At 40.4% G+C, this 24,407-nt stretch carries 25 protein-coding genes; 4 read left to right on the forward strand and 21 right to left on the reverse strand.

Annotated elements, in window-relative coordinates; genetic code table 11:
* Positions 1-54: 54 nt before the first annotated feature.
* On the forward strand, positions 55-993 hold the full coding sequence (locus PSH50_RS03300) for a LysR family transcriptional regulator (protein ID WP_024033768.1): 939 nt from the start codon (positions 55-57) through the stop codon (positions 991-993).
* On the opposite strand, the gene PSH50_RS03305 is transcribed toward PSH50_RS03300, so the two are convergent.
* Entirely contained in the window at positions 982-2,259 is a 1,278-nt protein-coding gene (locus PSH50_RS03305; protein ID WP_273609258.1) for a VCBS domain-containing protein, read from the reverse strand. The two genes, PSH50_RS03300 and PSH50_RS03305, sit on opposite strands and share 12 nt — an antisense overlap.
* Before the next feature lie 215 nt (positions 2,260-2,474).
* On the opposite strand from PSH50_RS03305, the gene PSH50_RS03310 reads away from it, so the two are divergent.
* Positions 2,475-2,714 (forward strand): RNA recognition motif family protein, encoded by a 240-nt coding sequence (locus tag PSH50_RS03310; protein ID WP_024033770.1) that lies wholly within the window; start codon positions 2,475-2,477, stop codon positions 2,712-2,714.
* A 56-nt stretch (positions 2,715-2,770) separates the two neighbouring features.
* Here the strand turns inward: PSH50_RS03310 and PSH50_RS03315 are convergent, their stop codons facing one another.
* Positions 2,771-3,364 carry a TetR/AcrR family transcriptional regulator gene (locus tag PSH50_RS03315; RefSeq protein WP_273609259.1) on the reverse strand — a complete coding sequence of 198 codons (594 nt, stop codon included), beginning with the start codon at positions 3,362-3,364 and terminating at the stop codon, positions 2,771-2,773.
* A 122-nt stretch (positions 3,365-3,486) separates the two neighbouring features.
* Here PSH50_RS03315 and PSH50_RS03320 point away from each other — a divergent pair, with 122 nt between their 5' ends.
* Positions 3,487-4,572, forward strand: a complete 1,086-nt coding sequence (locus PSH50_RS03320) for an MBL fold metallo-hydrolase (protein ID WP_096042014.1) — start codon at positions 3,487-3,489, stop codon at positions 4,570-4,572.
* A 55-nt stretch (positions 4,573-4,627) separates the two neighbouring features.
* Here PSH50_RS03320 and PSH50_RS03325 read toward each other — a convergent pair whose 3' ends face one another.
* Positions 4,628-4,777 carry a hypothetical protein gene (locus PSH50_RS03325; RefSeq protein WP_024033773.1) on the reverse strand — a complete coding sequence of 50 codons (150 nt, stop codon included), beginning with the start codon at positions 4,775-4,777 and terminating at the stop codon, positions 4,628-4,630.
* Positions 4,778-4,932: 155 nt separating this feature from the next.
* On the opposite strand from PSH50_RS03325, the gene PSH50_RS03330 reads away from it, so the two are divergent.
* Positions 4,933-6,555, forward strand: a complete 1,623-nt coding sequence (locus PSH50_RS03330; RefSeq protein ID WP_273609260.1) for a M28 family metallopeptidase — start codon at positions 4,933-4,935, stop codon at positions 6,553-6,555.
* 52 nt (positions 6,556-6,607) lie between these two features.
* Here the strand turns inward: PSH50_RS03330 and PSH50_RS03335 are convergent, their stop codons facing one another.
* From PSH50_RS03335 to pnp, 18 genes are all read right to left on the reverse strand, one after another.
* The gene (locus PSH50_RS03335) at positions 6,608-7,552 is read right to left on the reverse strand and encodes an EAL-associated domain-containing protein (protein ID WP_054982213.1); all 945 of its coding nucleotides are present in this window, start codon (positions 7,550-7,552) and stop codon (positions 6,608-6,610) included.
* Between the two features lie 232 nt (positions 7,553-7,784).
* Positions 7,785-7,991, reverse strand: a complete 207-nt coding sequence (locus PSH50_RS03340; protein ID WP_029772194.1) for an EF-hand domain-containing protein — start codon at positions 7,989-7,991, stop codon at positions 7,785-7,787.
* A gap of 73 nt (positions 7,992-8,064) precedes the next feature.
* Entirely contained in the window at positions 8,065-8,268 is a 204-nt protein-coding gene (locus tag PSH50_RS03345; RefSeq protein WP_273609261.1) for a calmodulin, read from the reverse strand.
* A gap of 422 nt (positions 8,269-8,690) precedes the next feature.
* Complete coding sequence (locus PSH50_RS03350) at positions 8,691-8,903, reverse strand: calmodulin-like protein (RefSeq protein ID WP_004585903.1); 213 nt, start codon at positions 8,901-8,903, stop codon at positions 8,691-8,693.
* Between the two features lie 539 nt (positions 8,904-9,442).
* Positions 9,443-9,658: a TIGR02450 family Trp-rich protein gene (locus tag PSH50_RS03355; RefSeq protein WP_138684554.1), complete on the reverse strand. Its 216-nt coding sequence runs from the start codon at positions 9,656-9,658 to the stop codon at positions 9,443-9,445.
* A 101-nt stretch (positions 9,659-9,759) separates the two neighbouring features.
* A complete protein-coding gene (locus PSH50_RS03360) occupies positions 9,760-10,110 on the reverse strand; it encodes a cupredoxin domain-containing protein (protein ID WP_273609262.1) in 351 nt (116 codons plus the stop codon).
* A 10-nt stretch (positions 10,111-10,120) separates the two neighbouring features.
* Positions 10,121-12,364, reverse strand: coding sequence for a heavy metal translocating P-type ATPase (locus PSH50_RS03365; protein WP_273609263.1), 2,244 nt, complete (start codon positions 12,362-12,364; stop codon positions 10,121-10,123).
* Positions 12,361-12,798, reverse strand: a complete 438-nt coding sequence (locus PSH50_RS03370; protein ID WP_004585899.1) for a MerR family transcriptional regulator — start codon at positions 12,796-12,798, stop codon at positions 12,361-12,363. Before PSH50_RS03370 ends, PSH50_RS03365 begins: the two co-directional genes overlap by 4 nt.
* Before the next feature lie 150 nt (positions 12,799-12,948).
* A complete protein-coding gene (locus PSH50_RS03375) occupies positions 12,949-13,446 on the reverse strand; it encodes a DUF2059 domain-containing protein (protein WP_054982209.1) in 498 nt (165 codons plus the stop codon).
* Between the two features lie 292 nt (positions 13,447-13,738).
* A complete protein-coding gene (locus PSH50_RS03380) occupies positions 13,739-14,071 on the reverse strand; it encodes a Na+/H+ antiporter subunit G (RefSeq protein ID WP_004585897.1) in 333 nt (110 codons plus the stop codon).
* Positions 14,072-14,080: 9 nt separating this feature from the next.
* Positions 14,081-14,350: a K+/H+ antiporter subunit F gene (locus tag PSH50_RS03385; RefSeq protein WP_004585896.1), complete on the reverse strand. Its 270-nt coding sequence runs from the start codon at positions 14,348-14,350 to the stop codon at positions 14,081-14,083.
* On the reverse strand, positions 14,344-14,880 hold the full coding sequence (locus PSH50_RS03390) for a Na+/H+ antiporter subunit E (protein ID WP_055253050.1): 537 nt from the start codon (positions 14,878-14,880) through the stop codon (positions 14,344-14,346). The genes PSH50_RS03385 and PSH50_RS03390 overlap by 7 nt, the downstream gene beginning before the upstream one ends.
* On the reverse strand, positions 14,880-16,397 hold the full coding sequence (locus PSH50_RS03395; protein WP_273609264.1) for a monovalent cation/H+ antiporter subunit D: 1,518 nt from the start codon (positions 16,395-16,397) through the stop codon (positions 14,880-14,882). The genes PSH50_RS03390 and PSH50_RS03395 overlap by 1 nt, the downstream gene beginning before the upstream one ends.
* Positions 16,394-16,747, reverse strand: a complete 354-nt coding sequence (locus tag PSH50_RS03400) for a Na+/H+ antiporter subunit C (protein ID WP_004585893.1) — start codon at positions 16,745-16,747, stop codon at positions 16,394-16,396. Before PSH50_RS03400 ends, PSH50_RS03395 begins: the two co-directional genes overlap by 4 nt.
* Entirely contained in the window at positions 16,747-19,539 is a 2,793-nt protein-coding gene (locus PSH50_RS03405) for a monovalent cation/H+ antiporter subunit A (RefSeq protein WP_024033786.1), read from the reverse strand. Before PSH50_RS03405 ends, PSH50_RS03400 begins: the two co-directional genes overlap by 1 nt.
* A gap of 154 nt (positions 19,540-19,693) precedes the next feature.
* The gene (locus PSH50_RS03410; protein WP_273609265.1) at positions 19,694-20,827 is read right to left on the reverse strand and encodes a hypothetical protein; all 1,134 of its coding nucleotides are present in this window, start codon (positions 20,825-20,827) and stop codon (positions 19,694-19,696) included.
* The gene (gene nlpI, locus PSH50_RS03415) at positions 20,811-21,689 is read right to left on the reverse strand and encodes a lipoprotein NlpI (protein ID WP_029773956.1); all 879 of its coding nucleotides are present in this window, start codon (positions 21,687-21,689) and stop codon (positions 20,811-20,813) included. The genes PSH50_RS03410 and nlpI overlap by 17 nt, the downstream gene beginning before the upstream one ends.
* A 140-nt stretch (positions 21,690-21,829) precedes the next feature.
* Positions 21,830-23,956: a polyribonucleotide nucleotidyltransferase gene (pnp, locus tag PSH50_RS03420; RefSeq protein ID WP_004585889.1), complete on the reverse strand. Its 2,127-nt coding sequence runs from the start codon at positions 23,954-23,956 to the stop codon at positions 21,830-21,832.
* Positions 23,957-24,407: the final 451 nt, after the last annotated feature.

Here is a 24,407-nt window from a genome sequence, read left to right on the forward strand (position 1 = left end):
ATCACTAAAAATGATGTAAAATAATCTTACATTTAAAATTTATAACGGTGCTATATGCGTCCTCAAGAGCTTAATTTACTAATGATTTTTGATGCCATCATGACTGAAGGCAGTATCACTCGTGCAGCAGAGCAGTTATCGCTGACACAACCTGCGGTATCTAATGCACTTGCACGTATGCGCGCAGCGTGGGGAGAAGAGTTATTTATAAAAGATGGCCGAAATATTCAACCTACAGCATTTGCTAACAATTTATGGGGGCAAATACAGGGGCCACTTGGATCATTAGAGCATGCTATAAACCAAAGTGAATTTAACCCAGCGACAGCGCAGCGCACTTTTCGGATTTCTGCCGCTGATATATTTGTAGAAATGATATGGGGGCCTCTTCGTAAAATTATTGAGCAGCAGGCCCCAGGCATTAATATCCATGCAATCCCTAATCGGGCGGTAGAGGCTGCCAATGTACTTAAAGACGCCGAAGCCGAACTGGCTATTAATCGCTACACCCTGTCTGAAAACGTTATTAGAGCCGAGCACTTATTAAAGCCTAAATATGTTGTACTTATGCGCCCTGACCACCCGCTTGCTAATGCCCCTTTAAGTATTACTGACTTTGCTAATACAGATCATTTATTAGTATCAATTACGGGCGATATTTTAGGGCCATCTGATCAAGCACTAAGAGTATTAGGGTTAAAACGCCGAGTAGCGATGACGGTAAATAACGCGGCAAATGTACCTAATATTCTTAAAAATACCGATCTTATTTGTGTCATTCCCTCAATAGCGCTTGAGCAGGAAATATTTACCAATAAGCTCGTGGTTTTAAAAAGCCCTATTGATACACCGCCAACGCCCGTCTCTGTTATTTGGCATAAGCGCCAAGACAACGATGCCGGTTTGCAATGGATACGCCGCCACATAGTGGCTATTATTCAACAACGTGTAAGTAGCCACGATAAAAAACTAGGCAAATATTTACTGCGCTAAAACGCCTTTTTTAATCACAAAATCAGCAAACCGTACCTGCTCTTCTTCAGCGCGAAGGCTATCGGTTTCGACTATTGAACGATAGATACCCCATTTAGGACGGGCAAAGTCATCATCGCTAAAGCCACGCCACATATCTATGTTTTGCTCGCTAATGCTAAATAGCTCTTCGTTGTCACTTAACCGGGTTAGGGTCATTTCAAATTGCCCCGCTTCACTAAAAGTGGCTTGTACAAATACCGCTACCCATTCATCAGTAATAAGTGACCAATCGGTTTCGATAAGGTTTTTATCAAGCCCTGTGCTGTTACCGTTTTCATCAAAGCCTGCGCTATAACGTACTTGCAGCTGATTACCTGTACTGTTTATTTGTGCACCAGAGAGCGTAATAATAGGTTGGTCGTCGTTGCCATTGGTATTGTCGTTGCTATCGTTACGGGCTTTTATTTGGAAAAAGTGACTGAATTTACTACTTAGCTCAAGCTCGCTAGAGACTTTAAACTTCCAACTGTATTGTACGGTTTCGTCTTTAAAGGCAAGTGTTGCGGCGGGCGATTTATCAAAGGCTTTTATTTCGTTGCGCTGGCGGTCAGTTTCGCCCTTATCTTTATCTTGGTCTTCATCACGATGTGCTAAAAACACAAAGTGATTACCTACAGTTGAGTCAGTATCTTCAATAATATGCACAACATCTTGATGATTCCCGCTATACATATCAGGCGATTCAATTGCACCTTCACTAAACGCATTTTCTATTAATCTATAAGCACTTAGCCCTGTGTTTTCGCCATCGGCATTGAGGGTTGTTTCTTGCGTTACTATAAAATCATCACGGCCTGCAGTGCCTATAATGCTTATAGACACTGTCGCTTCGGTGCCATCTACCGATGTGACGGTTATCTCATCAAGTAAGGTTTCGCCCTCGTTTAGTGCACTCACAGTGGCATGCTCGCCATTAAGTGTATATGACCAATTACCATCTTCAGTTAAGCTAAATAAACCATAAGCTGTGGTGTTATTGCTTTGCGTTTTAAATACTGCCTCATTGGCTTGTGCATCCGTTATAGACAGTTCACCTGAAATTGCTATATCGCAGGTATTTTCAATACTTACAGCTGTTTGACCGCTAATCACCGCGGCGCTTTGCGCTACAACCGATGCATTTACAGGCTCACTTTTTGACCCTGAGCTGCCGCACCCTACAGCTAAAATACCCAAAGAACAAACAGAAGTAATAGTTAAAATACGCAAGCCAAACTTTGACATAAACAACCAGCCCAGGTTAATGGTAAGTAAATAAAGTAAAATATAACTTACCAATTATTTGTTTTAATAACTAGATCTTTATTACCAGTATGGCTTTATAATTGTTAGCTGAGCTATTTGCGAAAAACAACTTTAAATAAAAGGGTAAAAATAAAATTAGGTTAAAGCCAAGTTACTTGAGATAATCCTCAGCGAACCCCTTATTTAGGTTATATATGAAATTATTAGTTCGTAATTTGTCTCGCGCTACCACAGAGCAAGACCTTCGCACGTTGTTTGCAGCACACGGTAAAGTAACTACCTGTAACTTGGTGCTTGATAAAGACACTGGTTTATCAAAAGGTTTTGCCTTTGTAGAAATGCCAAACGACATAGAAAGTAGAAGCGCTATTAAAGCACTTAATCAATTAAGCGTTGATAAAAGCAAAATTCGCGTAAAATACGCAGATGAGTAATTAGTTACTTGCTATATGATTAAAACCAGCTATATGCTGGTTTTTTACTTTTAAGTTTACGCTTTATATTTAGCCAGAAATAAGCTGACTGTTTGTTCAATTACTTTATTATTTTGCTGCTCTGTTATTGTTTCAAACCCATAAAGTAGCGGATAAAACACAAACGATTTTAATTGATACACAAACTGTTTAGCAGCTATATTTAGCTCATCACCTTTTAAAACACCTGCTGTTCTAGCTTGCTCTAAAAAATCTTCTAAATAAGTCATACACCCCATAGTATTATTACTTAAAGACTTTGCTAGCTGCGGCTCTTGTAGCATTTGCATAAAGGCAATTTTAGCTAAACGTAAAAAATCAGGTGATGTAAGCATAGCCACTTCTTGCTCGGCAATAACAGTAAGCTGCAAATCAATTGGTTGATTTTTATTAAAGTAAATAACATCACCATGATTAATTTTAGCCAGCATAGTCGTTAAAATAGCCTGAAATAGCTCTTCTTTTGTCGCAAAGTGATTATAAACAGTTCGCTTAGAAGCCTCCGCTTTCGCAGCAACTTGATCCATACTAGTGTGCTCTACACCTTTTTCAAAAAACAGATGCTCTGCTGCTTGAAGAATATTTATGCGTTTTTTTTCTGATAATTTCATAATGGGCTCTGCAATTATTAATAGCTACATTTTAACTAAACAATAAAAAAATGCACTGTATAGTTTACTTTCCATCAAAACAATGAAAAACTACACTCATTAGTTTACTTTAAGGTTTAACGATGACATTTATAAAATGGGTAGTTGTGATCATCGCCATCATTGTTTTTGGAGGTTGTAGCGTGAATAAACAGATAGTTGCGCAAGGTGTTAATGAAGCACCTAATGTAGATAACTACGAAAATGGTAGATTTCATAATCATCAACAGGTTGAGCCGAATAGCTTTAAGAAAACACTCGGAATTTTAGGGCGTTACATAACAGAAAAGCGTACCAACATTACACCTAAAAAGCCCATTGCAATTAAAAGTGTTACAGCAAAAATGCTTAACTCCCTTGCAAATAATACTGTGCATGTCATTAAACTTGGCCACTCTAGCGTGCTTTTAAAAGTGCATGGCGAATACTGGTTACTCGATCCGGTATTTAGTGAGCGCGCATCTCCTTTTTCTTTTGTAGGGCCAAAGCGCTTTTCTAAATTACCTATTAGTATTAGCGAACTGCCACCAATCGATAAGGTGCTTATTTCGCACAACCATTACGATCACCTTGATAAGTCAGCTATTAAAAAGCTGTCTGCAAAAACTAAGCAGTTTTATGTGCCACTTGGTGTAGATACCGATTTAGTTAAGTGGGGAGTGAATGAAAACAAAATTAGCACATTTAACTGGTGGCAGGAGTTACAAACCGAACATGCATTAGTTGCCTTTACTCCTACCCAGCATTTTTCGGGCCGTGGATTAAGTGATGCAAACAACACACTTTGGGGTTCGTGGGTTATTAAAACCTCCCAGCAAAGTGTTTATTTTAGTGGTGATTCGGGTTATTTCGCAGGCTTTAAAGAAATTGGTAACAAGTACGGTCCTTTTGATTTAACCCTAATTGAGACAGGCGCCTACGACAAAGATTGGGCCGATATACACATGACACCAGAGCAATCGGTTCAAGCTCATATTGATTTACAAGGTAAAACTTTAGTGCCTATTCATAACGGTACGTTTGACTTGGCGTTTCATGCTTGGGTTGACCCATTTGAACGAGTAACGGCTGCAAGCAACATAAATAACGTAACATTGAGTACACCCGAGTTTGGACAAATATTTACCCCTACCGACGCTGCAATAACCCATAAATGGTGGAAAAACTAATTTGGTAGGTGTTTTAAAGGTATTTATTACAAGGTGTTAATTAAATAAGCGGCTATTAAGCCGCTTTTTTTATACTAATTGTACCTAACACTACAAAAGATGCAGCTAAAGCAAAAAACATCGCTTGCTGTGCGAGCAAAGCTGCTGCAAAAAATGCTACGCCGCTGCCTATAAACAGGTATCCGCTTTTTTTAGATTGGCTCATTGTGTGTGCTCCATTTATTGTTGTCGATTATTTATACACCCTACACCGGCAATTTTCAATTTTTGAAAAATAGAACTGGCAAGGTGATAAATATTCGACTCACATCAGTGCTTCCTTTATATTAAAAGCCAATTTTTAAAACTATTCAGAAAACTATGGCCTCTACTTTTTTTAAAAGCGCTAGCCTAAGCCTGCTAGTCGCTCTCTTTGGTTGCTCTGAACCTGCAAGCGAGCATTCTTCTTTAGAAAATACGCCCGGCGTAAGCCTAAATAACGTTAAACAGCATATAAAAACGCTAGCCTCTGATGACTTTCAAGGTCGCGGCCCACTTACTCATGGTGAAGTAAAAACCGTGGGTTACTTGAGCGAGCAATACGAAGCTATGGGTTTAACTGGGGCGTATAATGGCAAGTTTTTACAGCCGGTAAAAATGGCAATGGTCACGGCCAACCAAAATATGCAATTGCAGGTGGGCGACTTAAAGTTTAAAGCAGGTAACGATTTTACCGCCCGTACAGAGCAATTACAGCCAGTAATAGATGTACGAAACTCTGACATTGTATTTGTGGGCTACGGTATTAATGCCCCCGAATACAACTGGAACGATTACGAAAACATTAATGTTGAAGGTAAAACCGTTATTGTATTGGTAAACGACCCTGGCTTTGCTACACAAAACGATGCGTTATTTACAGGTAACGCTATGACCTACTACGGCCGCTGGACTTACAAATACGAAGAAGCCGCACGCCAAGGTGCCAAAGCGGTATTTATTGTACACGAAACTGCCCCTGCGGCTTACCCTTGGGGCGTGGTTGAAAGCTCAAACACAGGGACTAAATACACCCTGATGGACAATAACCTAAACGCTTCTAAGCTCCCAGTTATGGGCTGGCTAACACTTAATACTACTGAGCAAATTTTTAATGCCGCAAAGCTTAACTACCAAAATTTAAAACAAAAGGCTTTAAGTGATGACTTTAAAGCCACAGCGCTTAATTTAACAGCCAACCTTTCATTTAAAAACGAAGTATCGCATGCCAAATCACATAACGTAGTTGCGCAAATTACAGGAAGCGACGCCCCTAATGAGTACGTGGTAATAGGTGCTCATTGGGATCATTTTGGTACCAAGCAAACCGACAGCGGCCCTAAAATTTATAACGGCGCAGTGGATAATGCCTCTGGCACAGCGGCCACACTTGAAATTGCCCGCATTATGAATCAAATCCACCAGCAAACACTGTTTAAACGCTCTATTTTATTTGCTAATTTTACCGCAGAAGAGACTGGCCTCATTGGCTCGCAAGAGTTTGCAACCGGTGGCGTTGTGCCCACTAAACAAATGGTCGGGCTATTAAATATTGACGGAATGAACGTGCTAGATGGCACCGATTACATTTTGCAATACGGTAACGATTTATCCACCCTAGAAAACTACCTAGCAAACGCGGCAAAAGCTCAAGGTCGCCTTGTTAAAATGGACCCTCGCCCGCAAAACGGTTTGTTTTTTAGATCAGATCATTTTTCTTTAGCTAAGCAAGGTGTGCCGAGTTTATTATTTATGAGCCTTGGCGATACCGACCCTGATTACATTGCGCATAAATACCATAAAGAAGCCGACGATTACTCGCCGCAGTGGTCCTTAGGTGGCGTAAAGCAAGACATAGAGCTTATTGTTGATATAGCCACGCAGCTTGCTAACAATGGCGATTGGCCTACATGGACGAGTGACTCAGACTTTAAAGCAAAGCGCGAGCAAGATAAGCCGCATTAGCAGGTAAAGTTTAAAGCTAAATAATAATCATACCAATCGCATTAAAATCCTCCTACTTGGAGGATTTTAATTTTGAGCGCGCCCGCATTAGTAAGGTTTCGGCTTTGGCCCCTAAATACACATAAATAGCCAAGGCTATTAAAAGCCCTACCACCGCAAGCATCATCGCAATGGCCGGTAATAAGTATTCAGCCTGCCCCAACGCTGCCTTAAACATGGTTAATAGCGCCTCAATAGATATTGCAATTAGCACGGTAGATATAAACCGAGTAATTGTGCGCCGTGTAGAAGAGTGCCTAAATATATCCTTATGCATTAAAATCTCTTCTTCGAGAATGGTCTTTCCTAAATCAAACACGGCCAACGCTAAAGTAATATATATAATAATGCTAAAGGGCTCGAGGGGATCAGACGCTGAGTCAAAGTGGGTTAATAATGCATATATATCGTTAAATACTATGCTCAGTAAAAAGAGTACCAAAGTAAATAAACACGCCACAATCACCCCATAACCCGCTTTAAAATAAGGCGAAATACCGGCACGCGCGCTGTCTCCCATTACAAACTCAATTAACTGGGTTAAGCATACGTCTAACACTAAATAATGCTGCTGGTTAATTGGCTTTTTTAACTCTTTAATAGCCGAAATACATAAATGGTTAGTTGCGATAGAAATATACGGATCGGTAAAGCACACCGAATCGGTTTGTTTAGATTGTAAAAAGTAAGGGCGCTCACTTAAGTCTTGCTGATTGCCTTGCTCGGCTAATTTTTTATAGGCACGCTTAAAGCAAACGTTATTGCCTTGCTGAAGCCCAGATTCGTTTAAACAATATTGCAGCTCTAAAAAGGGATATTGCTTTACTAAAAAACGTGTATCTCGATTTTTGTTAAGCCCATCTTCAATACTCATTAAAATAGAGTCAAGCAAGCTGTGTATTACTTGCTCATACTCATGGTAGCGCTCAACACTACTTATATAACTCATTCGCGCCATAATTGTGTACTCACTCAATTGCTATAGCGTTAACTAAGCAAGTTTAAAACCAAGTATAAAAAGTGTTTTTATTCATAAGGTTAAGGTTTTAACATACGCTCATTTGCACCTATTTGGTGAAAAAGCCGTTATGCCTGCGCCATGCACAAAAAAAGCAGCTAAGTAAATGTTACTTAACTGCTTTGTGAGTATGACCTGATAAATTTTAAGCGCGTAAAACTACGCCATAAAATTATTGTACTTTAGAAAACTCTTGCTGTGAAAGCTCACCATTTTTATCTGTATCGAGCTTATCAAACAACCGTGCTAACTGTGCGTTGGCTTGTGCTTCTGTTTTGCTAATTACGCCATCGCCATTGGCATCAAAACTGTTAAAGTCGACCGCGGCAAACGCCGCTGATGAAGAGGCAAGGGCTAGAAGTGCGATAAATTTTTTCATAATCATTTCCTTAGGCTAAGTGCCTAGCAAAGGGGAAGAAATCCTTTTCTGAGATCCATAAAGGGAGAATCGGTTATTTGTATTCAAAAAAATCGTTTTCGGTTAGACCATTTCGGCTTTGCATATTTAATTGCTGCATTATTTGTTCTGCTGATTGATCACTTTGGTTTGTTAAACTACCTTCGCCTTGCATAGGTGTTTTAAACTCTGTATTTGCCAATACCACCGATGATGACACCAAGGTGATAAGTACAAGTGTTGTTTTCAGCTTAGTCATAATGTAATCCTTCAATAATATGCATTACCTGTATAAATTTGCACTGAGGTGGTTACAATTCACTTCCTTGTTATTCTTTTTAATAGGCTCCCTTGCCTATTTAGGTTGTCTTTGGCAACTAAGAATTATGCTTACACCACAGCGCATTAATCGTCTACGCTTGTAAAACCTCTGCTTTAAAAAGTTTACCGTTTGTGTTGGTGTCAAACTTTGCAAATGTGCCAGAAAATACCAGCGCTATTGCAAGCAAAGTTGGGTATCGCTTTTACATAACGATTCCTTCGCTATGCGTTTATAATAAAATGCCCTGTGTATTACACTGTCCTTGTTATTCTTTATGGTAAGCTCCCTTGCCTACTTAGGTTGTCTTTGGCAACTCAGAATTAACCTGCCACTGGGCGTTAACTACTCAAAGCACTCACTTATGCTTTGTCGAACTCACTCTTAGATAGCTCGTTGTTTTTGTCAGTATCAAGTTTTGTAAACTGACTCATTAATTCAGCATCAGCAGATGCTTCTAACGGGCTTAATGTGCCACTGCCATCTTTATCGAGTGTGTCAAAATCTGTTACTGCAAAAGCCGCTGATGAAGAGGCTAAAGCCATTAATACCAATGTTGATTGTGCCTTTTTCATAATGAAATCCTTCATAGGGTTAGGGGAGTAGCCAATTGGCGTTACCCACGTTTTGCTTAATACAGCTTAGCTATTACAACTTCAGTGCCATGTTTTATTTTCAATTAATAAACAATGAGTTATACACTAAGTATATGAAAAGGTTAAATTTCGAGAGGTATTTTTGTTGCTTTTTAGCAACAGCTAGATGAGCTACTTAAAATAAACCATTATAATCAACAGCTTATGATTTATAAAAAAGCCACACATGAGCTAAAAGCTAACTAAAAACATAATGTGGGGAAGTTTAAGAATAAACTAAAGCTGAACAGCTTAATTAAAACAATTAAACGTCATAAAACCTAAAACATAACCAATTGAAATATATTGATATTTAAAAAATATTTAGCGTTTATTTTTTAAAAGCATGGCAAGCCTGTAAAAAACAGGCATTTGTTGCCAAATGGCGAATTTAGTAAAAGGCAGGGATTAAAAAGGGAGCGCATTGCATTTAGTTGGGCATAACAAATTGGCGTTTTTAAGGTATAAAAACAATTTAACTACTTCCAGCCTTGACGCCATTTTTGTGTGTCTTTTAAATCTCGCCAGCTTATTGAGTACTGATTTTTAGAAAATACCGACTCGGTAATGCATTCAATTACATTACCCTCTTCATCGTATTCTACTTCTACAATGATAAAGTGTTTTTCTTTATTGATAGCTGGAGTGGCAGTCCACTTACTGTTTAGTAATTTTTTAGGGTTTAAGTTATTCATTAAATAATCTAGTGTGCTTAATTAACACTAATACGACATAACCCGTTGTTTAGCTCAACCTAAAGTTAGGCCGTATTAATGTTACTTCATCAACTCACTGGTTACTCAGCGATTAACTTACCTTTATACATTTTCATTTGGCAATGAAAGTTGTACTCACCTGCTTTAAGTGCAGGCAAAGTGATTGTATTATCTCCCATTGCAAGGCTTTCACTTACATCAAGCTGCGGGAACACCATAGTTTCGGCGCACGGTGCACTGTCTTTTCTATCAAATGTAAGTGTTACTTTTTTATTGGCCGCCACCTTTATATGACTTGGTTGATAAACGCCGTTATCTACCACTATAGTTTGCGTATTATCATTACTGTGTATTTGCTTTGGCTTATAAAGCCAAAACCAATAAATAATGGCCACTATTAATACTGCACCAAGTAAATTTATCATAAACATTATCGACTCCTTAGCGCTTATTGGGTTTATAAAAACGTAAGCGATTAGCATTGGTGACTACTGTCAGTGATGAAAGCGCCATAGCTGCGCCCGCCACTACTGGGTTTAGCAGTACACCAATAAACGGATACAGCACACCGGCTGCAATAGGAATGCCCGCAACATTATAAATAAAGGCACCAAACAAGTTTTGTTTAATGTTTTTAATTGTTGCGCTGCTAATGGCAATAGCATCGGCAAGGCCATGCAGCGAGCCACGCATTAAGGTAATATCGGCGCTTTCTATGGCTACATCTGTACCTGTGCCAATTGCAAAACCGACATCTGCTTTAGCAAGCGCGGGGGCATCATTGATCCCATCACCCGTCATACCTACAATTTCGCCTTGCTGCTGACGTTTAGTGACTTCGTTTACTTTATCCTCTGGCAACACTTCTGCGATAAAATCATCAATACCGACTTTTTTAGCCACAGCGTGTGCGGTCGCTTTATTATCGCCAGTGAGCATTACTAGATGAATACCTTCATTTTGCAGGCGCTTGATTGCCTGTACTGAGTCTTCTTTTAGCGGGTCCGCCACCGCAATTAAGGCCATAAGTTGGTTATTACAGGCAAAGTACATCGGGGTTTTTGCATCATTTGCAAAGGTGTGCGCTTGCTCTGTGGCGTTATCGACTGCAATCTCGTATTTATCCATAAGCGCTTTATTGCCAAATAACAGTGTTTGCTCATTCACCGTTCCACTTACACCTTTACCGGTAATCGCATCAAAGTCGGTAACTTTACTCAAGGTTACGCTTTGTTTTTTAGCGTACTGTGTAATCGCCTCCGCAAGTGGGTGCTCAGAGCTACTCTCGAGGCTTGCAACTAATTGCATTACGTTATTTTCATCTGCGTTATTAAACGTTACAACATCTGTTACCTGTGGTGCACCTTGGGTGATGGTGCCGGTTTTATCTAAAATCATGGTAGTAATTTTAGAGGTCGTTTGCAGTGACTCGCCATTGCGAATTAATATGCCAAACTCGGCGGCTTTACCTATCCCCACCATTACCGACATAGGCGTTGCTAAACCCAGCGCACACGGGCATGCAATAATCAGCACGGTGGTTAACGCTACCACTGCATAAGCAATTGAAGGGGCTGGGCCAAAATTCAACCATGCAAGGGCTGCTAGTATCGCAATTATCATTACTGTGGGCACAAAAATGCCCGATATAACATCGGCTAATCGCCCTATTGAAGGCTTAGAGTTTTGCGCGCGTTTTACCATATTAATGATATTGGCAAGGGTTGTTTCTTGCCCTATATGTGTGGCTTCAAATAATAATGTACCACTTTTATTAATGCTGCCAGCAACCACTTTATCGCCAGCTTGTTTACTCACTGGCATAGGCTCACCCGTGAGCATAGATTCATCTAATCTGCTGCTACCTTCGAGCACATCACCATCTACCGGGATTTTTTCGCCTGGGCGTACCCTTACATGGTCGCCCTTTTGCACATCACTAATGTCTATATCTTGCTCTGCGCCATCGCGTATTACACGGGCTGTTTTTGCCTGTAAGCCAATTAAACGCTTAATAGCCTGCGAAGTACGCCCACGCGCTTTCACTTCAAAAGCCAAGCCTAAACTAATTAACCCGATTATCATTGAAGAAGCTTCAAAATAAACGTGCCTTGCAACCTCAGGTAGTAAGCTAGGCGCAAGTACAACAAACATTGAATATAACCACGCAGTGCCCGTTCCCAAAGCAATAAGCGTATCCATGTTAGCCCCATGATTTTTAAATGACTGCCAAGCACCTTTATAAAATTGCTTACCTGCTACAGCCATAACGACAAACGTGATAATACCGACCACACCCCATGCAATTCGCTGGTTAGTGGTTGTTACGCTCATATCAAAAATAAGCCCATAAATCATAAGCGGTACGCCCACACCTAAAGCCAGCATCATGTTGCGCATTAGCTTTTTGTAATGTGCCTCGTCTGACTTGGCTTTTTCATCAAGCGCATCTTGCTCTGATGTGTTATCCATAGGTTTTGCGCCGTAACCTATATTTTCAACGGCGCTAATTAATGTGCTTTGCTGCGCGCTGCCCTCTACTCGTACCGTGCGATCTGCAAAGTTCATTTCGACATTGTTTGCGCCTTGCACACTATTGAGGGCTTTTTCTATTTTGGCTACACAACTGCCACAATTAGCACCTTCAATAATAAAGTTTTGCTCTGTTGTTTTACTGCTACTCATTGCACATCTCCGCTTTTGTTTGGCTCAACAAGTGGGTCAACAAACGTCTCTATTAAGCTACACACATCACTTGCAACAGCGCCATCTGCCGATGTTTCCCACTGCTTTAACGCCGCTTGCATACGCACTCGTAATTTAAGGGTTTCTTGAAACAAGGCTTCGGTTTCTTCTAAACGTTTTGCAATAATTTGCCGTGTAAGTGGGCATGGGCAATGCCCTTGTTCTGACTCGCCAATGATATGCTGTATATCTTTTAGGGAAAACCCGAGCTTTCGGGCGCTTATAATAAACTGTAAACGTTGGCGGTCTGCTTTTGTATATTGTTGATAACCATTACTTTGGCTACGTATGGGCGTTAAAAGGCCTATTCGTGTGTAATGACGAACTGTATCAGGCGTTACACCCATTAACGTCGCTAATTGCTTAACATACATAATTTAGCCCCCTTAGATTTTAGAGCTCAATTGTAAACCTATGTGTGACACACAGGTCAATAGAGGAGAGCATTAAAGCATAATTTAAATTTACTGGAGCTGATAAAATAAAAGCGCGCTAATGAGCGCGCTTAAAAAGAGGCAGAGAGATTAATTTTCTTGTTGGCGAGAGGCTTTTAGCTCTTCACTTAGTTCACCGGCTATTTGCTGAATTTTTGGCATTGCATCTTGCACTAAGCTTTGCGACATTTGCATAGACTCTTGCATTACTACGGGCATTTTTTGGAGAATTTTTTGCCCTGTTTCAGTTTTATAAAACGCCAACATGTCGGCAATTTCTTGCTCGTTAAAATGTTTGTCGTAAACGTTAACCATCATCGGCTGCATTTTTTTCCAGCTCATTTCGGTTTTAAGTACGTTGGTCATATCTGCATAGTATTTATCAAAAATAGCTTGCTCAGAGGGCTTAACACCCATTTGTGCAGACATGTTTTTCATCATGCCTTCAACTTGCCCGTACATAGAATCAACCATAGCATCCATGTTCATCACGTTTATCAGCTCATCTATTTTTTGCTGCTTAGTTGCCTCGTCAGCCAATACGCTGCCAGAAAATATAAGTAACGAAAGTAATAGTGCCTTAGCCATTGTCATATCCTTAAATATAAAAAGTAAGACCATACTCACATGATTAATATCAATCCGCAATAATACTTACTCATTTTACGGGACTAAACGTGCCGTTACTTACGTTAAAAAATTCTCATTCAGAACAACTAAATAGCTAATTTTTTTACTAAATTATCAACACGTTTTACCAGCCTCAGAATAAATTACTTAATTATGCGAACGGGTATAAAATAGTTTGTAAATGTGTAAACCCATACTAAAAAGGCCAAATAAAACATGTTTATTTGGCCTTTTTATCGGTGCACAGGGGCTAATCGTCTTCTACGTTATCGAGCCCTTTTGTGCCTTCTTTTGCTTTAAGCTTATGATGAATCGCTGATTTTATTAACATATACCCACTAATAGGGGCAGTGATTAATAAAAACACGGTAATTAAAATCTCTTTTACGCTTATGGTGTGCACCGACGTTGCAAAAAACACCATTGCAGCAATTAATATGCTGGCCATACCCAGTGTTGTTGCTTTAGTAGGGCCGTGCAAGCGCATGTAAAAATCAGGTAATTTAATTAAGCCCAGCGACCCTATTAAAATAAATAGCCCACCAAAAAGTAGTAATATTGATACAACCCACTCGCTTATCATTATAATATCCTATTCAATTAAGTCGCCGCGTAGTAAATACTTACACACTGCAACAGTACTTATAAAGCCAAGCATCGCGATTAATAACGCGGCTTCAAAGTACAAACCAGTGCCCATACTAATACTGTATAAAATAATTAACGCGATAACATTAATGTACATAGTATCTAGGGCTAAAACTCTATCAGGCACTGAGGGGCCAATAATTAATCGCCATAGGTTTAACAGTAACGATAAACCAATCATGGCAAATACAATAAGTAATACAGTATCTAACATTGAAATATCTCCTTTAGGGGAGCTTCGTAGCGCTGTTTAATTTGTTTAATAAGTGCCTCTTCATCTTTTAAATCAAGCACATGTATAAGTAAATAGCGCTGTTTAGGCTTTTCGCCTTCATCTAGTGACTCAGGAATAGGATATACCTCGGCACTTACTGTACCAGGTGTAAGAGATACACAACTGGCAAGAATTGTAATGGGCATATCGTGTATTAAATCTATAGGCACTTTAACAAAAGCAGGGCGTAACTTTTTAGCTGGGCCAACGATTAATAAGGCTACCTGTAAATTAGCAACCACTATATCGTAAAGTACAATGAGTAATTGTTTTAGTGCCAAACCTGGTTTTAGTATTAAAGGTTGCGGGTCACGTAATGAAACACTTAATAGCGGAATAAATATCGCAAAAAACGTAGCTAATACTATATGCCCTGCGGATACACTATTATTAAGCAACAACCAAATTAAAAATAAAAACAAACTACGAAACGGCGTTGGCAACCAACGATAACGGGCTTGTAACCTCATTACTCACCTCCCTTCATAACTGCATTAATGCCACCACTTATGTCATGCAATTGCGTAGCAGCACTAACCATGTATTCACTTATTGGTCCGCCAAAAACAACTAACAAAGGTGAGCACGCAAGTAGCCCTACAATTATCATCACCTGTAATGGGTGAGCATTATCACCCTCGGCGCTTTCTGTTTTATTGCCTTTTCTTTCCCAAAACATACTTGTACCAGCACGAGAAAGTGCAACTAATAAAACAAAACTAGCAATTAAATAGACAGGCCAAAATAGTAAGGCTTGCTCGCTATTTAAGGTTGTTTTGAGGATCCAAACTTTTCCAACAAACCCCGATAGCGGCGGCATACCTACTACGGTTAATGCAGCAATTACAAAGCATGCTCCCAATAAGTAAGGTTGGTTTACGGCTCGTCCGGCAACCAGTCTATCCCCTACTTTGCCCCTTTGTGTGGCAATTAAATCAGCTAATAAAAATAGTGCAGCGCTGACTAATGTGGAGTGCACTAAATAATAAAGCAGTGCAGCTGTTGCAGTTACGTTTTGCAGTGCAATTAGAGCGACTAACGTGCCCACTGATACAACAACTAAATTTGCCGTTAACTTACGTAAATCTTGCGCAGCCATTACGCCAATTGCACCAACCACTATAGTAGCAATGGCTAAGCCCCATAACCACGATTGCGCCATATGTTCAAGCTCACCGGCTTGCTCACCAAAAATAACGGTATAAACGCGCAGCATGGCGTATACACCCACCTTGGTCATAATAGCAAATAAAGCGGCAACCACAGGCTTTGCACTGGCATAAGTATTAGGTAGCCACAAGTGCAAAGGGAGCAATGCGGCTTTTAAAGCAAATACAACTAACAGCAGTAAGCCGCCGGCCTTCGCCAAATAGACATCATCGCCCGTTAACAGGGCTACTTTTTGCGTCATATCAGCGATGTTTAATGTACCCAGTACGCCGTATAAAATACCTAAACCAATTAAAAATACGCTCGAGCCAACCAAATTTAATATGACGTATTGGAGCGCTGCACGGGTATTTTGTTTATCTCCGGCATGCATAAGTAGTGAGTATGAGGCAATCAACAACACCTCAAAAAATACAAATACATTAAATAAGTCACCCGTTAAAAATGCCCCATTAACACCTAATATTAAAAAATGAACTAATGGATGAAAAAAGTTTCCTTTTGCATCATCGCCGGCACAGCCATATAAAATGACTCCCATTCCTAAAAAGGATGTAAGTGCAACCAATAAAGTAGAAAGCATATCGGCAACAAGCACTATGCCAAAAGGAGCAGACCAATTACCAATAGCGTATACATTGATACCACTGTTACATATATGGATTAACAGCAATGCACTAACAACAAATGTGATCATCGCCATAATTGATGAGGCAATACGGCGAATACGTAAACTTTTACCACAGGGAGGCAAAAGCAATATTACCGCTGCCAACATAGGTAATAAAATAGGCAAAGAGGTTAAATGTTGAATCATTTTTGCTCCTTGCTATCGGCTGCACTTTTGATGATTTGCCCATCAACATGATCGCTCCCTAAATCGGCTCTACCACGTATAGCTAAAATAACCACAAACGCAGTCATTGCAAACCCTATCACTATTGCAGTAAGTACTAGTGCTTGAGGTAAAGGGTCGGCATATTCAGCCCCTGTACCAAGCACAACCGCTTTATTTATGGTTAAGCGACCCGCAGAAAACAAAAATAAGTTAACGGCATAGGAAATCATAGTAAGGCCAAGCACTACCGGAAACGTACGGGCTCTTAGCAGTAAAAACACACCACAACTAACTAATACACCAACGCAAGATGCGTACAATAGCTCCATTAAATATTTACCTCTTTTTTCTGGGTATCTGCTGTCATGTTGCCAAGGCTTGCTAATATCATTAACGTGGCTCCAACCACTGTTAAATAAACGCCTAAATCAAACACAATTGCGCTTGCAAGTTCTGTTTTGCCAATAAATGGGATATCGAAATAATCAAACCACGTAGTTAAAAACGGCCGTTCAAAGAACCAGCTACCGACTCCAGTAAACAAGGCAATACCGATACCTGATGCAATAATTTTACGGTAGTTGACTGCAAAGCGCTCGCTTATCCAAGCTGAGCCATGAGCCATATACTGCAATATAAAGGCAATTGATGTTACTAAACCTGCAATAAAGCCGCCGCCAGGTAAGTTATGACCACGTAAGAAAATATAAGCCGATACTAATAATGCAAGCGGTAATAAGCTATGCGAAATACTGGCAAGTAGTATAGGGTGGCGCTCGCGAGCCCATGGGCGCCCTTCACCATCACTTGCTGGCATGAACAATGGAATACGAGAAAGCACTTTAAATATACCCAACGCTGCAATACCCAATACGGTTATTTCGCCTAGGGTGTCAAAGCCCCTAAAATCAACCAAAATAACGTTTACTACATTGGTACCGCCACCTCCTGTTTTGGCATTGGCTATGAAAAAATCTGATATCGATTCGAGTGGGCGTGTAAGTAATGCATAACATATACTTGCCACCACAACACCTAATGTTGAGGCTATCCCTAAATCCCTGAGTACTCGTAACGAGCTAGACTCTTTAGGCGTATGTTGTGGTAAGAAAAACAATGCCAACATTAATAAAATAACGGTTGCTACTTCTACCGTTAATTGCGTAAGCGCTAAGTCGGGCGCAGAAAAACGCGTAAACGCCACCGACACCATGAGTCCTACAATAGAAATCATTAGTAACGCAACTACGCGTGAGCGATGCCAAATAACGGTAGCAAAAGCACCTATAATCAGTAGGCCTGCACCTATTGCGTTATGCACATCAACCGGAATACGCGGCATACTGCCCGCTAATTGTTGCATTTCAAATAATGGCCAACCGGCACATAACAATACCACCGCCAGCATTACAAAAATGTAGCGTTGTAATGAGCCGTTTTCGATAGTGTTTACCCTGCTTTGGCACCAATTAATAACTTTAAGCACAATTAGCTCAAAGGTTTTTTTAGCATTAAGTGGCGGTAATGATGCTTGAAATTGAAATAGGTATTTACGATTTATATAAATAAACAAACCACCCACTACCGCCATGGCGCTCATTAATAGCGGTAAGTTAAAACCATGCCATATAGCCAGTTCGTACTCTGGTACCTTTTGACCAAGTACAGCCAAAGACGCAGCAGATAAAATGCCATCGACTGAAAAATGCGGGAACAAACCAACTAGCACACACAGCACAACCAGTACTTCAATGGGTAGTCGCATGTAGCGCGGAGCCTCATGCGGCTGGCGTGGTAAATCAATTGGTTCGCCATTAAAAAATACATCGTGAATAAAACGCGACGAATAAGCCACCGATAACGCCCCTGCAATAGTGGCTAACACAGGGATTAACCACGACATAGAGCCAAGCACTTGCTGATGTAAGGTTTCGGCAAAAAACATTTCTTTAGATAAAAAGCCGTTAAGCAATGGCACACCCGCCATTGAAGCAGCCGCAACCATGGCAAGTGTGGCCGTATACGGTAAATACCGCCACATACCATTAAGCTTACGCATATCACGAGTGCCGGTTTCATGGTCAATTATACCTGCTGCCATAAATAGCGAGGCTTTAAACGTGGCATGATTAATAATATGGAATATTGCCGCCACAGTAGAGAGCTCAGTATCTAGGCCCAATAACAGGGTAATTAACCCTAAATGACTAATGGTTGAGTACGCTAACAGGCCCTTTAAATCGTGTTTAAATAAGGCGATATAAGCGCCAAATAAAAGCGTTGTTAAACCGGTTAAACCAACCAGTAAAAACCAAGTATCTGTACCTGAAAGTACTGGGTGAAAACGCGCTAATAAAAATATACCTGCTTTTACCATAGTCGCAGAGTGTAAATACGCGCTAACAGGGGTTGGGGCTGCCATAGCGTGAGGTAGCCAAAAATGGAACGGAAACTGCGCCGATTTAGTAAATGCACCTAGCAAAACTAATACCAGTGCTGTTTCGTATAAATCATGTGATTGAACAATTGCCTTGCTAGCTAAAATTACATCTAGGTCGTAACTGCCAACTATATCGGCCACTAACATTAAACCTGCCAGCAATGCTAAGCCACCGGCACCGGTAACAGCTAGCGCCATGCGAGCGCCCTTTCGTGCTTCTGTTTTATGCCACCAATAGCTAATTAATAAAAACGAGCTAATGCTGGTCAATTCCCAAAACAGCCAAAGCTGAATAACATTGTTAGACATAACAATGCCCAGCATTGCGGTCATAAACAGCAATAAGTAACTATACAGCTTAGCTAAGGAGTCGTTTTTACTCAGATAATAACGTGCGTAGGTAATTACCAGTATGCCTATGCCTAAAATCATAAACATAAAGAGTAAGCTCAAGCCATCAAGACGAAATGATAAGTCCAGTCCAACAGCGGGGATCCACGTTACAGCATAACGAATCGTTTCACCTGCTAAAATAGCGGGGGTGTGGTATAGCGTAATACCTAATGCTGCTAAAGGGGCAAGTACAGTGACAGCTGCAGCTTGCGTACGGGATAGTTTGCCGGTGCATGAAGAAATAACACTGCCAATTAAGGATAACAAAGGTATCCAGAGCAAAGTCATAATGTAGGGCCTTTTATAATCATAAGTTTATCCTTACGTTTTATACATCACGAAAAGATGCTTTTACTGTCTGTTTTTAAACGACATTAATACGTACAGTTATACTTATAAACGGCCATTTTGTCTATAGATAGCAAGCCTAATCGATTTAAATTTAATCAAGCTGAGCGGTTTTAGCAGCATTGATTTGATCAACCCACAAAGCCCTGTACCGCTTTGATAAACCTAGTTGTTGATACTGCATAATTGACCATTGCTTAGCTGGCTTATATGCCACGCCGCCTTGCTGGCAACTTAAGCTTTTGTGCCATCCATTTGGCGCAGCCTCACCTTGCGAAATATATAAATTTGGGGCCACGTATCCTTGGCGTTTACACAACCAGCGCTGTTTAGAAATAGGCAGCGTATATTCATCTTCAAAACCACTAAAGTGCATTAGCTCATGCAAAAATACATTATAGTTTGCTTGGGTACTTAGCTGCATTTTTTTACCTGTTACATTGGCGCTGCCGCTCGTACCCATAATTACAGTGTAGTCATAGCCGTTAGTAAACTGCGCTTTTAAGTGCGCGTTTTGCCATAGGCAATTAGCCATGCCCGAGGTGTTAGCACAGTCAATTGCGCCCCCAGCGTAAACCGGTTTACTTAAACAATACGCCCTGCTTTGCGGCTCAGGTTTTTTATTATACTGCGCGGCAAAACTCGATAACTTAAACAAGGCTTCTCTATTTACACCTAATAGCAGCACATTGTAACTACAGCTATTGTTAATCGGCGGGCGTGTATTTAACGCTGCAAAACCAAGTTGATGTAAAAAGGAAGGCAAAACTTGCTCATAGTCACTCCCTTTGTGCAGCGCTAAATGGTTAAATGCCGCGCCTTTAGGCAGTAAGTTTTGGGTTAACAATAGTTGAAGGTCATTCCAGCGACCTTGCTTTAAAAGAGCATGCGCGAGTTGTTGGCGCTTGTTATGCCCAACATGCTCAATACTTTGTAGCCAAAATAACTTTGCTTGTTCGTTTTTGCTTGCATTAATCAGTTTTAAAGAATAATTGTACTGGGCTGATGGGATATTTTTACGCGCTAAAAAGCCTAATGTCAGCTCGGGAAGATGCGCAATATTATTTGAAAAGTAACGGGGAAATTGCCAATAACTTTGCAGCGGATTAGCCTGAGCGTGAAGTACATGCCAAAAGCTAATGCTGCTTAACTGATTGCTAGAGCCTGCAATAAACAGGCTAAATAGCAAACCAATCAGATAACACGGGGATTTAACTAGCGTCTGCACCAGCCATAAGCTCAAGCTCTAAACGTGCATATTTGTATTCAATAAACTCATGCACATTAGTGGATAATGCCAACCTAAAGTAATCAGCAGCTAAAAACTGCTCACCGGCTGCTTGATGCATTTTGGCTAAATAAAAGTACGCCTCGCACAAGCGCTGTGCGTATTCTTGCTCTGACTTAACGCCCTCGCTAATACCCGATAAAAACGTATGCTCACTCATATCGCCGGTGTAAAGCGAAATTAGCTGATACGCCCATTGCGATTCATCAAGGGCTGCAGCATTTGTTTTAAGAGCCGCTAATGCTTGTTGTTTATCCTCTTGCGACTGTGCAAGGTAAAGCCATAAAACACGGTAAGGATCGTTTGGTGAACGTGCTAAAAACTCATCAAAGTCACTTTGCGCTAGATTTGCTCTTTCACCATAATACAGTGCAATGCCACGGTTTAAATAAGCGTATTCATGCTCTTCATTAAGCTCAAGGGCTGAGTCAAAAAACTCATACGCTTTTTCGTATTGCTGCATTAACGTGTGCTGAATACCTAAAAAGTTATACACCTCAGCTAAATCAGGCTTTAGTTTTATAGCGCGGTTAAAATCAATGCGCGATAACGTGGTCATTCCTAAGCTATCAAATAATACCCCACGGTCATAATAAAGCTTAGCTTGTTGCTCGGTACTTAAATCGGCTCGATTTAATAGCTCAGAGTAACGTGCAATCGCAATTTCACTTCTAAAGTCAGATGCAAGGGGTGCAGTAAAAGGCACATTAACAATCGGCGTAGGTTTTGATTCAGTCGTGGTTTGGCAAGCGCTTAAAGACAAAATAGCAAAAGATGCCAAAGCTAAATGTTTGAGTATCATTAAAATCCTTAATACCAAGATATATCGCAATAAAAATAAGACAGACCTTGTCTAATAAGGTTTCATTAAAGCATAAAAAAAGGGGCTAAACAGCCCCTTTTTTATTATCCCGCGTATATTAACGGGTTAAAGTTTAGCAATTATGCGTCTTTCGACTCATCAGCTGCAGGTGCTGCTGATTCCATTGCTTCTTTAATGCTTAGACGTACACGGCCTTGGCGGTCTACTTCTAGTACTTTAACTTTAACTTCTTGACCTTCACTTAAGTGGTCAGTTACGTTGTTAACACGCTCTGTGCTGATTTGAGAAATATGCACTAGGCCATCTTTACCAGGAAGAATGTTTACAAACGCACCAAAGTCAACAATACGTACAACTTTACCAGTGTAGATAGTACCTACTTCTAGTTCTGCTGTTAATTGCTCAATACGTGTAATTGCGTTTTGCGCGCTTTCACCGTCTGTTGCAGCAATCTTAATTGTACCGTCGTCTTCAATTTCAATTGTTGTGCCAGTCTCTTCAGTAAGTTGACGGATTGTAGCGCCACCTTTACCAATTACTTCAGCAATCTTCTTAGCAGGAATTTGCATAGTGTAGATGCGAGGAGCAAACATTGATAATTCTTCAGAAGGAGCAGAAATCGCTTCATCCATCACACCTAAAATGTGTAAACGTGCAGCTTTTGCTTGTTTAAGCGCAATTTGCATGATTTCTTGTGTGATACCTTCAATCTTGATATCCATTTGTAGTGCAGTGATACCGTTAGTAGTACCTGCTACTTTAAAGTCCATGTCACCTAAGTGATCTTCATCACCTAAGATATCTGAAAGAACAACAAACTTCTCATCTTCTTTCACAAGACCCATCGCGATACCCGCAACAGATGCTTTAATTGGTACACCCGCGTTCATAAGTGCTAGTGACGTACCACAAACAGATGCCATTGAAGACGAACCATTAGATTCAGTGATTTCAGATACAACACGAATTGAGTAAGGGAACTCAGTAAGTGTAGGCATTACAGCAGAAATACCACGCTTAGCTAGGTTACCGTGACCAATTTCACGACGCTTAGGAGAACCTACAAAACCAGTTTCACCTACACAGAATGGAGGGAAGTTGTAGTTAAGCATAAAGTGGTTTTTGTGAGTACCCGTTAAATCATCGATTAACTGTGAATCACGTTCTGTACCAAGTGTAGCTGTAACTAATGCTTGAGTTTCACCACGAGTAAAGATTGCAGAGCCGTGAGTACGTGGTAATACGCCTGTCATTACGTCTAGTGCACGGATCATGTCTGGTTCGCGACCATCGATACGTTTTTCACCAGCAGTGATGCGGCCACGTACAATTTTCTTCTCTAAAGAACCAAATACTTTACCTACTTCTTGCTTATCAAGTGTTTCATCTTCAGCAAGCTCGCTTGTAAGCGCTTCAATTACAGCGTCTTTTGCTGCAGTTAATGCTTCTTTACGCGCTACTTTATCGGTAATACGGTAAGCTTCACCTACTTTATCAGCAGCAAGTTCAGCTACTTTTTCTTCAAGCGATACGTTTTTCTCAGGTGCAGACCAATCCCATGTAGGCTTGCCCGCTTCTGCTTTAAATTCGTTAATTGCGTTGATAATAGCTTGAGATTGCTCATGGCCGTATACAACCGCACCTAGCATTACGTCTTCAGCTAGTACGTCAGCTTCTGATTCAACCATTAGTACTGCGTTATCAGTACCTGCAACTACTAAATCAAGTTGGCTTTCTTCAAGCTCTTTTAGTGTTGGGTTAAGTACGTACTCACCGTTGATGTAACCAACGCGTGACGCACCAATTGGGCCGCTAAATGGGATACCAGAGATAGCAAGTGCTGCTGATGTACCAATCATCGCAACCATATCTGGTTGGATTTCAGGGTTTACAGATACAACGGTTGCAATAACTTGTACTTCGTTTACGAAACCATTTGGGAAAAGTGGACGAATTGGACGGTCAATAAGACGTGCAATAAGTGTTTCGCCATCGTTAGGACGACCTTCACGCTTTAAGAAACCACCAGGGATACGACCCGCAGCGTACATACGCTCTTGGTAGTTAACTGTTAGTGGGAAAAAGTCTTGACCAGGTTGAGCTTCACGCTTACCAACGACAGTAACTAATACTGACGTGTCGCCGATGCTTGCTAATACTGCGCCGTCTGCTTGACGTGCGATTGCACCTGTTTCTAGGGTAACTGTGTGTTGACCTAGTTGAAATTCTTTAATAATTGCTTGCACTTAAAATATTCCTTAAATGTTTTTATATTTCATTAATAAGTGTCATTAAAAGGGCCAATTACAGTACATAATTGTATTCAGTTGGAAATCAATTAAGTACTACAATTGGCAAAATTTTTAATGACTGCAGATAACCTATTTATCTACGCGCATAGTATATACCAAAGCGACGTAAAATTGCGAGCCTACCCAAAGATAAAACGTAATCGCTTTTGCCACATTATTTTTTAATTGTTTTATCGCAAAGCGTTTAATTAAGCGTGTAATTTTTAGCTATGAAAAACCTTTAGATAGCTAGGTGAATAATTCGCTATTAAATTGTTCTTAAAGATAATTTTAACGCAGTTGTTGCAAGCGTTGCCTACCCTTAATTGTTAAGTGCTAGCACAAGGTTGGTGTTATTTATATTAAAGGGAGGTTAAATTAACGATGGGGTGTGAAGCGTTAAATT

Source organism: Pseudoalteromonas sp. Angola-7, from assembly GCF_028599255.1.
Classification (GTDB): Bacteria; Pseudomonadota; Gammaproteobacteria; order Enterobacterales; family Alteromonadaceae; genus Pseudoalteromonas; species Pseudoalteromonas atlantica.